This is a genomic window from Pelotomaculum propionicicum, from assembly GCF_048984525.1.
Taxonomy (GTDB): domain Bacteria; phylum Bacillota; class Desulfotomaculia; order Desulfotomaculales; family Pelotomaculaceae; genus Syntrophopropionicum; species Syntrophopropionicum propionicicum_A.
The window spans coordinates 105,882-120,181 of record NZ_JBMGJC010000010.1 but is presented as its reverse complement, the minus strand read 5'-3'; the positions used below and the strand labels follow the sequence as shown (position 1 = coordinate 120,181).

General features: G+C 45.9%; 14 protein-coding genes. 8 read left to right on the top strand and 6 right to left on the bottom strand.

Features of this window, described 5'->3' with window-relative positions; genetic code table 11:
* Positions 1-8 precede the first annotated feature (8 nt).
* From mnmE to rpmH, 6 genes are all read right to left on the bottom strand, one after another.
* Positions 9-1,388 (bottom strand): tRNA uridine-5-carboxymethylaminomethyl(34) synthesis GTPase MnmE, encoded by a 1,380-nt coding sequence (gene mnmE, locus ACOBQJ_RS12340; RefSeq protein WP_421072066.1) that lies wholly within the window; start codon positions 1,386-1,388, stop codon positions 9-11.
* A 65-nt stretch (positions 1,389-1,453) separates the two neighbouring features.
* Positions 1,454-2,074: an RNA-binding cell elongation regulator Jag/EloR gene (gene jag, locus ACOBQJ_RS12335; RefSeq protein ID WP_421072065.1), complete on the bottom strand. Its 621-nt coding sequence runs from the start codon at positions 2,072-2,074 to the stop codon at positions 1,454-1,456.
* On the bottom strand, positions 2,071-2,733 hold the full coding sequence (locus tag ACOBQJ_RS12330; protein WP_421072106.1) for a YidC/Oxa1 family membrane protein insertase: 663 nt from the start codon (positions 2,731-2,733) through the stop codon (positions 2,071-2,073). Before ACOBQJ_RS12330 ends, jag begins: the two co-directional genes overlap by 4 nt.
* Positions 2,734-2,795: 62 nt before the next feature.
* Positions 2,796-3,002: a membrane protein insertion efficiency factor YidD gene (gene yidD, locus ACOBQJ_RS12325; RefSeq protein ID WP_421072064.1), complete on the bottom strand. Its 207-nt coding sequence runs from the start codon at positions 3,000-3,002 to the stop codon at positions 2,796-2,798.
* Between the two features lie 5 nt (positions 3,003-3,007).
* Positions 3,008-3,340 (bottom strand): ribonuclease P protein component, encoded by a 333-nt coding sequence (rnpA, locus tag ACOBQJ_RS12320; RefSeq protein WP_421072063.1) that lies wholly within the window; start codon positions 3,338-3,340, stop codon positions 3,008-3,010.
* Between the two features lie 159 nt (positions 3,341-3,499).
* The gene (gene rpmH, locus ACOBQJ_RS12315) at positions 3,500-3,634 is read right to left on the bottom strand and encodes a 50S ribosomal protein L34 (RefSeq protein WP_421072062.1); all 135 of its coding nucleotides are present in this window, start codon (positions 3,632-3,634) and stop codon (positions 3,500-3,502) included.
* Between the two features lie 321 nt (positions 3,635-3,955).
* Here rpmH and dnaA point away from each other — a divergent pair, with 321 nt between their 5' ends.
* The 8 genes from dnaA (at position 3,956) to gyrA (ending at position 13,844) form a co-directional block, all read left to right on the top strand.
* On the top strand, positions 3,956-5,284 hold the full coding sequence (gene dnaA / locus ACOBQJ_RS12310) for a chromosomal replication initiator protein DnaA (protein ID WP_421072061.1): 1,329 nt from the start codon (positions 3,956-3,958) through the stop codon (positions 5,282-5,284).
* A gap of 206 nt (positions 5,285-5,490) precedes the next feature.
* Entirely contained in the window at positions 5,491-6,603 is a 1,113-nt protein-coding gene (gene dnaN / locus ACOBQJ_RS12305; protein WP_421072060.1) for a DNA polymerase III subunit beta, read from the top strand.
* A 4-nt stretch (positions 6,604-6,607) separates the two neighbouring features.
* Positions 6,608-7,723 carry a DNA replication/repair protein RecF gene (gene recF, locus ACOBQJ_RS12300; protein ID WP_421072059.1) on the top strand — a complete coding sequence of 372 codons (1,116 nt, stop codon included), beginning with the start codon at positions 6,608-6,610 and terminating at the stop codon, positions 7,721-7,723.
* A 1-nt stretch (position 7,724) separates the two neighbouring features.
* Positions 7,725-7,973 (top strand): extracellular matrix regulator RemB, encoded by a 249-nt coding sequence (remB, locus tag ACOBQJ_RS12295; protein ID WP_421072058.1) that lies wholly within the window; start codon positions 7,725-7,727, stop codon positions 7,971-7,973.
* A 289-nt stretch (positions 7,974-8,262) separates the two neighbouring features.
* On the top strand, positions 8,263-10,176 hold the full coding sequence (gyrB, locus tag ACOBQJ_RS12290) for a DNA topoisomerase (ATP-hydrolyzing) subunit B (protein ID WP_421072057.1): 1,914 nt from the start codon (positions 8,263-8,265) through the stop codon (positions 10,174-10,176).
* Between the two features lie 427 nt (positions 10,177-10,603).
* A complete protein-coding gene (locus ACOBQJ_RS12285) occupies positions 10,604-10,897 on the top strand; it encodes a hypothetical protein (RefSeq protein WP_421072056.1) in 294 nt (97 codons plus the stop codon).
* 32 nt (positions 10,898-10,929) lie between these two features.
* The gene (locus ACOBQJ_RS12280; protein WP_421072055.1) at positions 10,930-11,076 is read left to right on the top strand and encodes a hypothetical protein; all 147 of its coding nucleotides are present in this window, start codon (positions 10,930-10,932) and stop codon (positions 11,074-11,076) included.
* A gap of 341 nt (positions 11,077-11,417) precedes the next feature.
* The gene (gene gyrA, locus ACOBQJ_RS12275) at positions 11,418-13,844 is read left to right on the top strand and encodes a DNA gyrase subunit A (RefSeq protein WP_421072054.1); all 2,427 of its coding nucleotides are present in this window, start codon (positions 11,418-11,420) and stop codon (positions 13,842-13,844) included.
* Positions 13,845-14,300: the final 456 nt, after the last annotated feature.

The following is a 14,300-nucleotide window of genomic DNA, read 5'->3' as shown; positions in this document are numbered from 1 at the left end:
GCGCCGCCTCACTTCCCGATACAAAAATCGGCGAATATCCTGTCCAAAAGGTCCTCTGTGACAGTTGACCCGGTTATTTCACCCAGCGCCTCCCAGGCGGCCCTGATATCTATGGCGATTATGTCAACAGGAACGTCGCTTGTGATGCCTGATCGCGCGTCTTCCAGGTGGGCCGCCGCTTTTTCCAGGGCATGCTTGTGCCGTACGCTGGTAACCAGGACGGTATCGTTATTCGCTATCTGTCCTTCCATAACCATTTCAAAAATTATTTTTTCCAGCTGCTCCAGCCCTGTCCCTTTTTTGGCTGAAACCCATAAGACCGGCCGCCCGGAAGCGCGCGCGGCCACTTTATCCGGGTCAATTTTTTTTTCTTCAATATCTGCTTTGTTTATGAGAAAGACTGTTTTCTTGTCTCCCACGGATTCAATGATCGCCTGGTCTTCTCCAGTCAATTCTCTGGAGGCGTCAAGGACCAGGAGCACGAGGCCGGCTTTTTCTATTGTTTCTTTGGTTTTTTCAATGCCGATTTTTTCGATGATATTTTCTGTCTCGTGCAGTCCCGCCGTGTCAATTATTTTAAGAGGGATTCCGCCTATATTAATAATTTCCTCTATAATATCCCTGGTCGTGCCGGGTATATCAGTGACAATGGCCCTGTTTTCCCGCACCAGGGCGTTAAGTAGCGACGACTTGCCGACGTTTGGCCGCCCGATTATGATCGTGCTGATACCTTCCCGGTATATTTTGCCGGCATCGGCTCCCCTGATTAATTCTTTCAGCTCTGAAATAATTTCTTCGCTGTAAAGGGATATTTCCGCCATAGTCTTTGCTTCCAGGTCTTCATCGGGAAAGTCGATGTTCGCCTCTACCTGCGCCAGCAGCCCCAAAAGTTTTTCCTGTAAAACATTAATTTTTTTTGACAGGTCTCCTTTGAGCTGTCCCGCCGCCAGCCTTAACCCGCCTTCCGTTTTGGCGCGGATGATATCTATTACAGATTCAGCCTGGGCCAGGTCCATCCTGCCGTTTAAAAAAGCTCTCATGCTAAATTCGCCGGGCAGCGCCAGGCGCGCTCCCGCGGCAAGCACAAGCTCCAGTATTTTTTTCAGGGGCAGCGCCCCCCCGTGTCCGTTAATCTCCACGACATCTTCCCGGGTATATGTATGAGGTGCTTTCATATAGCCTAAAAGGACCTCGTCCAACACCGCGCCGTTAAGATCATAAATATGGCCGTAAATAAGGCTGCCGCCGGCCGCGTCAGCCCATTCGCCTCTCCTGGCCCTGAATATTTTTCCAGCTATATCAACAGCCGCCGGCCCGCTTAATCTTACTATGCCGATGCCCCCTTCGCCCAGGGGGGTGGAAATCGCGGCAATGGTGTCTTCAAACAAGGCGCCGCCCTCCGGTCGCATTATTTTTAAAAAACCCAGCGGGCTCACTTCCCGCTGGGTTTACTTTATTTCTTGGGGGATATTATTATTTTGCGGTAAGGTTCTTCCCCTTCGCTAAAGGTGTATATGTCGTCCCTTCCCTGCAGGGCAGTGTGAATAATTCGCCGTTCCTGAGAGCTCATAGGTTCCAAAACCACGTTTCTTCCTCTCTGCCTGGCCTTGTCCGCCAGTTTTAGCGCCAGCCTTTGCAAGGTTTTCTCACGCCTGTTGCGGTATCCCTCTATGTCTATAATAATTTTTTTTCTTACTTCCTGGTTTTTATTTACCGAAAGGTTGACCAGGTACTGCAGGGCGTCCAGCGTTTCACCCCGCCGCCCTATTAAAATACCCAGGTCGGGTCCTTCCAGGTTGATAAACATAGTTTTATCATTTTCTGTAATATTTATTTTAACATCAAGATCCATGGTCTGAAAAATACCTTTTAACAAACCGGAGGCTCTCTTAAGCGGATTATCTTTTAATATCACTTTTACCCTGGCTGGTTTTACCTTGATCAAACCCAATATACCCTTTGACGGTTCCTCCAGTACTTCCACGTCTACTTCGTCCCTGGTGGCGTCAAGTTCTTTAAGGGCCTGAACGACGGCCTCCTCCACGGTTTTGCCTATTTTTTCGACAAATTTCACTTTCCGCCAACCTCTCCTTTCACCGGCAGGGCCTGTTTATTTATAAAATACTGCTGGACGATGCTGGCAATGTTAAATACTACCCAGTAAAGCGCCAGGCCGGCCGGTACGGTGGCTGATATCCAGCCAATAAAAACGGGCATTGTGTAAAGCATCATTTTTTGAGTGGGGTCGTTGCTCATAGTCGTCATCTTTGATTGCAAATAAGTTGTAACACCCGCCAGAACAGGCAGTATGAAGTAGGGGTCCTTGTCGGTCAGGTTTTGCAGCCAAAAAAAAGTCGCATGTGCCGGGTTTACATAATCAAAAGTAAATAATGACCGGTACAGGGCTATTAATATCGGCATCTGGATTAAAAGCGGCAGGCAGCCCGCGGCAGGGTTGACATTATGTTCCTTGTACAGCTTCATAATCTCTTCCTGCATTTTTTTCGGGTCCTTATTTTTCCACTTATCCTGAATTTCCTTTATTTTGGGCTGGATCTGCTGCATTCCCAGCATTGACTTCATTTGTTTCTGTGTCAGCGGGTAAAGGACCACCTTGATCAGGACAGTGAGCAGAATAATAGCGAGCGCATAACTGGGAATGCCTATAGAACCGGTAAAATTATAAAGGTTATTTAAAAGCCAGGTCATTCCATCAACAATACTTTGAAATATTCCCAATAATTCCCGCCTCCTTAAATTAACTATTAAAAGTCAAGCGGTTTTTTTATCCTGCTTTAAACGGGATCGTAGCCGCCGGGGTGAAAGGGATGGCATTTCAACAACCTGACCAGGGCCATCCGGGAACCCTTAAAAGCACCGTATTTTTCCACAGCTTCTAACGCGTAATGAGAGCACGTCGGATAAAAACGGCAAGTAGGCTTTTTCAGCGGTGATAAAAGGAGCTGGTAGATCCTGATTATAGTAAGCAAGAAAAACTTCAAAAAAATCACCTTTTGTATACTTTTTTTACCAGCTTCAACAAACTTTCTTCAACCTGCCTGTAGTCTAAAGCAACAATGCCGCGGCGGGCTACAAATACCAGGTCAAACCCGCCGCTAAAAATATTATGGTTCAGCCTGCACGCTTCCTTCAGCAGGCGCCTGATCCTGTTTCGGGTAACAGCGTTACCTGTTTTTTTGCTTACAGTAAAACCAAATCGACAGAACTCTAAATTATTAGCTAAAAAATATACCACCAGGTAGCGGTCTGCGAGCGACTTGCCCCGGCTGTAAACGATTCTGTATTCCTTATTTTTTTTGAGTGTCGTAAGGACTTTCATTTAATCCTCTGTTGAAGCTTTTTAATCCCTCTCAAACATAGTTAATCTACAAAAACAAAAATAATTAAATGTACCCATTATATAGTTATAACCACAAAAATATACTCTCATACTCAAATGTCAATAAACATTTATAAAGGCCACTTTGATTAAGCGGCCTTAAGCGGTTAATCTTTTCCTGCCCTTGATTCTCCTTCTTTTTATTACGTTCCTACCTGACAGGGTAGACATTCTTTTTAGAAAGCCGTGCACTTTTTTATGTTTACGAGCCTTTGGCTGGTAAGTACGCTTCAAAATCTACACCTCCTTTTTTTGCGAAAAAAACACCAAAAAGCTTCTACTGACAGACACACACAACCATTATATAGTAATCGATTTCCAACGTCAAGGACAACAGCACAGCCCTCCAGGGCAGGCCGCCCCATTAAAAAGCCTGTTGATAACTTAAGTAAATTTTGGTATTATTTTATTGGCCCGCATGCTTGAATAGCGCTTTTTTTCAACAGCTTTAATATTTAAAATGTGGATTAATTTGTGAATAACCAGACCTTAAATACCTCCCTAATTATGGAGGATTTTTTAGGCTATATTTTTTGTTTTATCAGGGGGTTTGAAATGCTCAGAAGCGAAGTACTGAGTCTCTGGGACAAGGCTTTAAAAATATTGGAAAAAAAACTTAACAAAAATTCGTTCGACGCATGGCTAAAACCACTCAAACCTCTTGGCTGCGTTGATAACACCATTATTATCGAGGTGCCCAACAACTTTTCCCGCGGCTGGCTCAGCGACCGTTACGCGCCTCTTTTAAAGAATGTCTTTCAGAGTATAACCAAGCAGGATATCGGCGTGCAGTTTCTCCTGTCGAGTGAAATACCGGAAATACAGAATGAAACCTATAACAAGCCGGTAGAAAACTTTCAATCTTCACCTTTGAACCCGAAATATACCTTTGATACTTTTATTATCGGAAACAGCAACAGGTTTACCCACGCCGCCTGCCTGGCCGTATCGGAAGCCCCGGCCAAGGCTTATAACCCTTTATTTATATATGGCGGCGTCGGCCTGGGCAAAACTCACCTGATGCATGCCATCGGACAATATACCATGGAACACAACTCCAGGCTGAAAGTTTTCTACGTCACTTCAGAAAAATTCACAAACGAATTAATCAACTCCATACGTGATGATAAGACCGTGGAATTTAGAAATAAATACCGCGGTATGGATATTCTATTGGTCGACGATATACAGTTCCTGGCCGGCAAAGAACGGACCCAGGAGGAATTTTTCCATACATTCAATACGCTGTACGAGGCCAATAAACAAATAATTATTTCCAGCGACCGCCCCCCGAGGGAAATTCCCACACTAGAAGACAGGCTGCGCTCCCGTTTTGAATGGGGCCTGATAACTGATATCCAACCGCCGGACCTGGAAACCAGGATCGCTATCCTGCGCAAAAAATCACAGCTGGAAAATTTAACCGTGCCGGATGATACAATTGTATTTATTGCCAATAAAATACAATCAAACATCCGTATTCTGGAAGGAGCTTTAAATCGTGTCATAGCCCGTTCATCCTTAAACGGAGAAGAAATAAACCCTGAAATGGCCGCGGATGTGCTGAAAGATATTCTGCCAAACCGTCCCCGTCAGATTACCATTCAACTGATTCAAGAAGTTGTAGCAGATTTTTACAGCTTAAGGGTTGAAGATTTTAAATCTAAAAAAAGAAATCGCTCAATTTCTTTTCCCCGCCAGATAGCTATGTACCTGTCAAGAGAATTGACCGACTCTTCTCTGCCGCAGATCGGCAATGCTTTTGGCGGTCGTGACCACACCACCGTTATCCACGCTAATGAAAAAATAAACGATGAATTAAATAAAAACGGTAATTTTCAGGAAACCGTCAAAGACCTTATAAACCTGATTAAAAAAAGTTAAGATACAGTGAATAAAATGTTATTTTTTTTGTGGGTATCCTTAAAATTTTTTTAGTAATTATTTTGGACAGCCAAAAAACTATTTTTTATAAACAGCCGTTACTCTTTTTTGTTTAACGTTTATTTTGCCTTATGCACATAGTCACAGCTATTACTATTACTATTTAAAAAAATAAACATAACAATAATAATAATGGGGGAAGTAAAATGAATTTTGCGAGCAATAAAGAAGAATTGCTCAACGCCGTACAGATTGTGCAAAGAGCAGTCTCGTTAAAAAATCCCCTGCCAATATTGAGCGGCATAAAATTCGTGGCGGGGGAGGGCAGTGTCAATATCTCGGCAACCGACCTCGAAATGGGTATCAGCTGTTCGTTTCCGGCCGAGGTAATTGAGCAGGGAAATGCTGTCCTGCCGGCAAAGGTAATAACAGAATTAATAAGGCGGTTTCCAGACGTGACAATTTTCTTCCGGTCTGATCCTCTGAGCGGAAGTGTAACCCTGCAGTATGGCCAGTCGGAAGCCAATATTAACGGTTATCCGGTGGAAGAGTTTCCTGAATTTCCATTGCCGCAGGGTGATATAAAATTCAGTATTCCCGGCGAAGTTTTAAGAGAGGTAATCACGCAGGTAATTTTTGCCACCGCCAGGGATGAAAACAGGCCGCTTTACACGGGGGTGCTTTTTGAAATCGTCAATGGTGAGATAAATATTGTGGCCACCGATACTCACCGTTTGGCATGGCGCAAAATTTTAATTGAGAACACTGGTGATCTTAATATAAATTTAATAATTCCTGGTAAAACTCTTAATGAGCTGATCAAGGTCGCCGGACTGTCGGATGAACCGTTAGAAATTATCGTGGCCGAAAACCAGGTTATTTTTAAAACAGAAAATATATGTTTAATTTCCAGGCTGATAGGCGGTAATTTTCCAAATTACCGGCAGGTCATCCCAACAGAATATATATCCAGAATACGTTTGAAAGCCAGGGACCTGGCAGAGGCGGCGGAAAGGGCCGCGCTGCTTACCAGGGAAGGATCACCGGTAATTAAAATTAACATTGGTGATAATATTCTGGTGGTTTCAGTCAATACTGAGGCAGGCCGTGTGCGGGAGGAAATGCCTGTTTTCCAGGAGGGGGAGAACCTCCAGTTTGCTTTTAACGCGAGATATTTAAGCGATGCATTAAAGGCAATCGGTACGGAAGAGGTAGTGATGGAGTTTACAGGCCCCTTGAGCCCGGTAATTATTAAACCAGCAGGGGAGATGGAGTACCTTTCCCTGCTCCTTCCGGTCCGGCTGCGCGAGGAGAGCTGATTGATTGTACCTCAAGCGCCTGGAAATCGCCAACTTCAGGAATTACAGCAGTCAGGTAATTGAGCCGGATAATTTTTTTAATGTATTCAGCGGCTCTAACGCGCAGGGTAAAACCAATTTACTGGAGTCAATATTTCTTTCCTGCACGGGTAAATCGTTTCGCACGCAGAGAGAAGCTGAAATAATATCCTGGCAGAAAGATTTTTCGTATATAAACAGCCTTTTTGAAACCGATAGCAGGCAGGTTGAAGTAAGGGTGGAGCTCCTGCCGGGCAAAAAGAAAATAGGGGTAAACGGTGTTTTAACCCGCGGTTATCCGCTGGGATGGCCGGGCGTAGTATTGTTTAAACCCGAAGACCTGGTCCTGGTCAAGGGTTCACCTTTTGAGCGGCGGCGCTTTCTGGACCTTGAGTTTGGCCCTTTTCTCCCACAATACAATCATTTGCTTGGGCAATACAACAGGGTGCTTTTTCAGCGCAACAACCTGCTGAGGGATATTAAAGAAAAAAAATCAAAAAGCGACTCACTGCAGGTGTGGAATGATCAGCTCTGCCGGTACGGCGCGAGGCTGCTTTCCCTGAGGATAAAAATATTTAAAGATCTAAGTCCGCTGATCAGAAATATCCACCATGATTTAACCGGTAAGCAGGAAGATCTTGATATCAGGTACCTTTCATCGCTGAAATTAAACATGCCTTCTTCGGAAGATGATTTATACGGGCAGTTTCAAAAAGGGCTGCGGGAAGTTGAAGAAGAAGAAATTAAACGGTCTCAGACTTTGATCGGCCCGCACAGAGATGATTTTGCTTTATATATTAATGACAAGGACGCGCGTACTTACGGTTCCCAGGGACAGCAGCGGACCATAGTTTTAACCTTAAAGATTTCTCAAATACTGCACTGGCATAAAGAAATAGGTGAATACCCGATCCTGCTTCTCGACGATGTTCTCTTTGAGCTCGATGAAGGCCGGCGCCGGGCTTTGTTAAACAGGGTGAGGGGATTCGTACAGACATTTGTAACCTCCACCGGAGAGCATAAAATTACGGTCAAAGATAATTTTGCAGTGAAAAAATTTTTTATACGCTCGGGCAGGGTCGCTGATACTAAGGAGGAGTAACATGTTTTTACACCTTGGAGCAGACGTCGTGGTCCTGAAAAAGGACATTATCGCCATCCTGGATATAACTACCGCGCAGGCGGCCGTGACAAAAGAATTTATAGAAATTGCCAGGGATGAAGGTTTTATAAGAAATATTTATGAAAAGGACAGGGAGAAATCGTTTGTGGTAACGACCAGGGACATATACATGTCCCCGATTTCATGCAGTACGCTGAAGAAAAGGTCGAAAGATATTTTTGAACTTTAGATGTCCATAACCAAAAACAAATTGACAGGATTAACAGGATTTTAAACAAGATTTACAGGATTTTAAAGAGTTTAAATTCTTCACGGACATGTTTATCGGCGATTATTAGGAGTTATTGAGGATTATTAAAATTTGTTGTTATATACTTAAAAAGCATTGTTTAAATCCTGTTAATCCTTAATAATCCTGTAATCCTCTGTCAATGTGTTGGACCTAAAAGTTTTGACCCCACTTATTTATTTTTCTAGATTATATAGAATTTTTTAATTAAAAAAGGAGTGGTTTCGTATTGACTGAAGTCAGCGAAAACAACCGCTACGGAGCTGAAGAGATTCAGGTTCTGGAAGGGCTGGAAGCAGTAAGACGCAGGCCCAGCATGTACATTGGCAGTACAAGCTCAAGAGGTCTGCACCACCTGGTTTACGAGGTTGTGGATAACAGCATAGACGAGGCCATGGCCGGGTTTTGCAACAAGATAGAGGTGGTTATCAATGAAGACAATTCCATTGTCGTAATTGATAACGGCCGTGGCATCCCTGTCGGTATACAATCCCAAACGGGGCGGCCGGCAGTGGAAGTGGTGCTGACCATACTGCACGCCGGAGGCAAGTTCGGAGGCGGCGGCTATAAAGTATCCGGCGGGCTGCACGGTGTGGGCGTTTCAGTGGTAAACGCGCTTTCCGAGTGGCTTGAGGTGGAAGTCAGGCTTAACGGGAATGTTTATTATCAAAAATATCACAGGGGCATACCAGTTACCGAGTTAAAAATCATAGGTAAGAGCAAAACAAACGGGACAAAAATAAGTTTTAAACCTGACTACCAAATATTCGAAGACCTTATTTTCAACCAGGATACACTTACCCATCGTTTAAGAGAGCTGTCTTTCCTGAACGCTGGCGTAAAAATCACCCTTAAGGACAAGCGTACAGGCCAGGTGGTAGAGTACGAGCACGAAGGCGGCATTAAAGATTATGTTAAACACCTGAACAGGAGCAAGACGCCGCTCCATTCCAAGCCTATCTATTTCCAAAAACAGAGGGAAGACGTAATGGTGGAAATAGCCTTGCAGTACACAGATTCCTATGCTGTAGATAATATATTTTCTTATGCCAACAACATCAACACCATTGATGGAGGGACACACGAGGCGGGTTTCAAAGCCGCCCTCACCAGGGTTATAAATGACTACGGGCGCAAATACAACATTCTGAAAAACGGAGTGAGCAACCTTTCGGGTGAAGATATCAGGGAGGGGCTAACAGCTGTTATCAGCGTCAAAGTGCCGGAGCCGCAGTTTGAAGGACAGACCAAGACCAAGCTTGGAAACAGCGAGGTAAGAAGCATAGTCGATACGGTTATGGGCGAAGGGCTGGGGACATTTCTTGAGGAAAATCCCCCGGTGGCCAAACGTATTCTGGAGAAAGCGATCACCTCTTCCAGGGCGCGCGAGGCTGCCCGCAAGGCAAAAGAACTGACCAGGCGTAAAAGCGCCCTGGAAAGCTCAACCCTGCCGGGCAAACTGGCGGACTGCTCCGAACGGGACCCTTCAGCTTGTGAGCTGTATCTTGTGGAGGGTGACTCCGCCGGCGGATCTGCCAAGCAGGGCCGTGACAGGCGGTTTCAGGCCATCCTGCCCCTGCGGGGCAAAATTTTAAATGTTGAGAAAGCCCGCCTGGACAAAATCCTGGCCAATGAAGAAATACGAACCATGATCACCGCACTGGGGACAGGCATCAGTGAAGAATTTGACATATCCAGGGCCAGGTACCACAAGGTTATCCTGATGTCAGACGCCGATATTGACGGCGCTCACATCAGGACGCTCCTGCTGACGTTCTTTTACCGGTATATGAAGCCGCTGGTGGAATCAGGATACGTTTATATCGCTCAGCCGCCTTTATACAGGGTGAAAAAGGGCAGAAGCGAAAATTACGTGTACAACGACGCAGAGCTGGAAAAACTTTTAAGCAAGATCGGCAGGGGAGGCATTTCCATCCAGAGGTATAAAGGTCTGGGTGAAATGGATGCCGTCCAGCTCTGGGAAACCACCATGAATCCTGAAACAAGGACCGTGATGCAGGTTACCCTGGAAGACGCCATCGAGGCTGACTCTATTTTTTCCATGCTGATGGGGGACAGGGTGGAGCCGCGCCGGGACTATATCATGGAAAACGCCCACCTGGTGCGAAACCTGGATGTGTAAACTCAGTCGCCGGTCGTCAGACGTCGGATGTCAGTAATATCTGCATTCCTGGTATTTGTCTACACTTGAAACCACCCGTTTTTCAGGGTGGTTTTTAAATTTTTTGGAAGAGCCAAATTATTGGTAATGCAGAGAAATAAGGAGTTTATAAAAGACAGGCGGAGCTAGTTTCCAAATTTTACCTAAAAACGGATTTGCACCGGTGTGGTAGTATGTAAATCAAAAACGGGTGGCAATAAATGTAAATTTTAACAAGACAAATTCTGTCTGACTGCTGATAAAAAATAAAGAGATGGCGGCAGACAATTTAATATAAACGACAAAGATTAATTGAAAGGGAGCTGAAAGCCTGCAGTAAACAGACAAATAAGATAAGCAGTTTAATCCACCGGCCTTTATCAATTGGGTGACCAAGGAGAGGATAAGAATGAAAACGATCACTGTTTACAGGCCGACGAAGACAAAAAAGGCAAAATCCCTGTTTCTTGTGGCGCTGCTCCTGGTGATGGCTTTTTTAGCCGGCGCTGTCACGGAGAAATCTGCCCACTTCCTTCAGGATGTTATAGCGGCTGCGCCTGTGGCGCTGGACGGGGTAAAAGCGTTTCTCCGGGAAAAAATTATATTCAGGGTTGGCACTGCAGTCGAACAGGTTAAATGGGCAGCGGTAATTATAATTTCAATAATAACGCAGTCAGGTTCTCATATAATCAGGGGGCCTTAAAATCAGAAAACAGGAGCGGGGGAGGTGTGTAGTTGGCGGAAACGAAAATAATAGTTATTTCGCGGCGGTGGCCGCAGACATTACTGGGCAGGTTTGGGCAGAATTTAAAACTTGCCCCCCGCAATGCTGGCAGAAAGATCTTTCGTACGTACGAATCGATTAAGAGAAAGAAAGTATAATAAAAGGATTTGAGGTGAAGCAGCTTGATTGTGTGAAACCCTCCAAGGTATACGTGCAGATTACAAAAACCTGGAGGGGAAAACAGGCTAATACTGCCGCAGCGGCTAAAAGGCTGTAATTAACGGGGTTGCGTGCACAATTTCCCCGGGGCGGATCGGCCCTTATTTTAAGCCAGGCCGCATAAGGCAGCTTTAAATAACAGTTCCATATTTACAAAAATGGAATTTGAGCGGGCTAAAAAAGCCTGCTTTTTTTGCCCCGCAGGAGTTTCGCTTAAAATTGCATTTAAGCTTTAATTTTGGTATAATTCCCCTGGTAGTTTAATGTGGAGGTGACCGGTTTGCCGTCTATAACCGGTAAAGTGGTTCCGCTTGATATAAATGAGGAGATGAAACACTCCTACCTGGACTATGCTATGAGCGTTATTGTGGCGAGGGCGCTGCCGGACGTGAGGGACGGCCTAAAACCTGTGCACCGCCGTATACTTTATGCCATGCATTCCCTTGGCTTGTCGTCGGATAAGCCTCACCGCAAATCTGCTTACATTGTAGGGGAAGTCCTGGCAAAATATCACCCGCACGGTGATACTTCCGTGTATGATGCTCTGGTCCGGCTGGCCCAGGACTTCGCCTGCCGCTACCCCCTGGTGGACGGCCACGGCAACTTCGGCTCCGTGGACGGTGACTCAGCCGCGGCCATGCGGTACACCGAGGCGCGCATGGCCAAGATTACCGCGGAAATGCTGGTTGATATAGAAAAAGAAACAGTTGATTTTATTCCCAACTACGATGATAAGAACGAGGAACCAACAGTTTTGCCTGCCCGGATACCAAACTTGCTTATTAACGGTTCCGCCGGCATAGCTGTGGGAATGGCCACCAATATTCCGCCCCACAACCTGGCCGAGGTGATCGACGGGGTAATCATGTTAATTGATAAACCTGAAGCTGAAGTGCAGGAGATCATGACCGTAATCAAGGGGCCTGATTTTCCGACCGGCGGCAAGATTATGGGCAGGGAAGGTATCTGGAACGCTTACCGCACCGGCAGGGGAACTATAAGAGTACGCGCCCAGACAATGATCGAAAAAACCGACAGCGGCAGAAACTGCATCATTGTTAATGAAATACCTTACCAGGTTAATAAGGCCAGGCTTATCGAAAAAATAGCCGAGCTGGTTAAGGACAAGAAGATCGACGGCATCAGCGACCTGCGTGACGAGTCGGACCGCCGCGGGATGAGGATTATGATTGAACTCAAGCGGGATGCTAATCCGCAGGTGATCCTAAACCAGCTTTACAAGCACACCCAGTTGCAGGACAGCTTCGGGGTCAACATGCTGGCCCTGGTCAACGGGCAGCCCCGGGTATTAAACCTTAAGCAAATTTTATTTTACTACCTGGAACACCAAAAAGATGTGATTGTCAGGAGGACCCGCTTTGATCTGAGAAAGGCGGAGGAGCGGGCGCATATTGTAGAGGGACTGCGCATCGCTATTGCCTACCTGGACGAGGTCATAAAAATAATCAGGTCTTCACAGACTACAGACCTGGCCAAGAAAGCTTTGTGCGAAAAATTCGGACTGACGGAAAGACAGGCTGAGGCTATCGTTGAAATGAGGCTTAAGCAGCTGACCGGTCTGGAGCGTGAAAAACTCGAGCAGGAATACAAGGAGCTTCTAAGTAAAATTGCTTACCTGCGCTCCATTCTGGAGAGCGAGAAGAAGGTCCTGGATATCATTAAAAAAGAGCTATTAGTTATTAAGAAAAAGTTTGCCGACCCTCGGCGATCTTTCATATCAGACGAAGAAGTGGCACTGGGAACAGAAGACCTTATTCCCGAAGAGGACGTCGTGATTACAATCACAAACCAGGGCTACACAAAAAGAATTCCGCTGGACACATACCGCAACCAGCGCAGGGGCGGCCGCGGCGTGATGGCCATGGGCACCAAGACCGAGGATTTCGTGCGGCACCTCTTTGTGACCACGACCCACCACTTTTTCTTGTTTTTTACCAACCAGGGCAAGGTGTTCCGCCTCAAGGTGCATGAAATACCGGAAGCCGGGCGGCAGGCCAAGGGCACCGCTATCGTTAACCTGTTGTACATTGGCGGTGACGAAAAAATAACGGCTGTAATCCCGGTAAAAGAATTTGATTCAGAACAGTACCTGTTTATGGCCACCAGACACGGCCTGGTCAAAAAGACATCTCTTGACCAGTACGACACTTCCCGGCGGGACGGCATTATTGCGATTTCTTTGAATGAGGAAGACCAGCTTGTCGATGTAAAACTTACCAGCGGCGAAGAACAGATTGTCCTGGCCACCAAGAGAGGGCAGGCGATCCGTTTCCCGGAGGAGCAGGTGCGACCGATGGGACGCAACACCCGCGGGGTGAGAGGGATCAGCCTGGCCGCTAACGACGAGGTTGTCGGCATGGAAACCGTCCGGCCGGACGCTTATTTGCTCACTGTGACGGCGAACGGGTTCGGTAAGCGGACTCTGCTCACAGAGTACCGCGCCCAGACCAGAGCAGGTAAAGGTGTTATCAACATTAAAGTGAACAAGAGGAACGGTCTGGTGGTGGCTGTCCAGGTGGTCAAGAGCGATGAAGAAGTAATGATGGTCAGCGCTGAAGGAATAGCGATCAGGTTCAGCGCCGAGGACATCTCAAAAATAGGACGGGCTACCCAGGGCGTTACCCTGATGAAACTTGACCAGGGCGACACCGTGGTGGCGGTGGCCAGTGTCCTTACAGACGACTAATATATTGGGGACATACCTCTGCTTTTCCAATCGGGGACATTCCTCGCATGCAGGAATGCCTGTGAGAAAGGGGTGTCCCCATTCCTCTGTCTGGTACCATTTAACGATATATTTGGACCTCATAAAGAATGAGGTTCGTTTTTCAGGACGCTTGCGATAACGCAAAAAACTGTGAGAAAAGAAGATATAAAGAGCAGATTTTAAATTTTCGACCTTTAACACAGAATAAAGGAACTGCCCGTAGTTGACAGCATATGTTATTATTTACATAAAATAACATTAACAGGGAGGGGTGTTATAAAATAAAGAAAAAATTATTAATATTTTTTATGCTGGTCCTGTCCGTTTCATTATCGCTAAGCGCGGGCGCCCTTCTCGAAAAGACGCTTTACTATATACGCCCTTTCGTAGAATGACAGAAATTTGTTAACGCCTTTAAGGGCGTTTTTTTGTTAT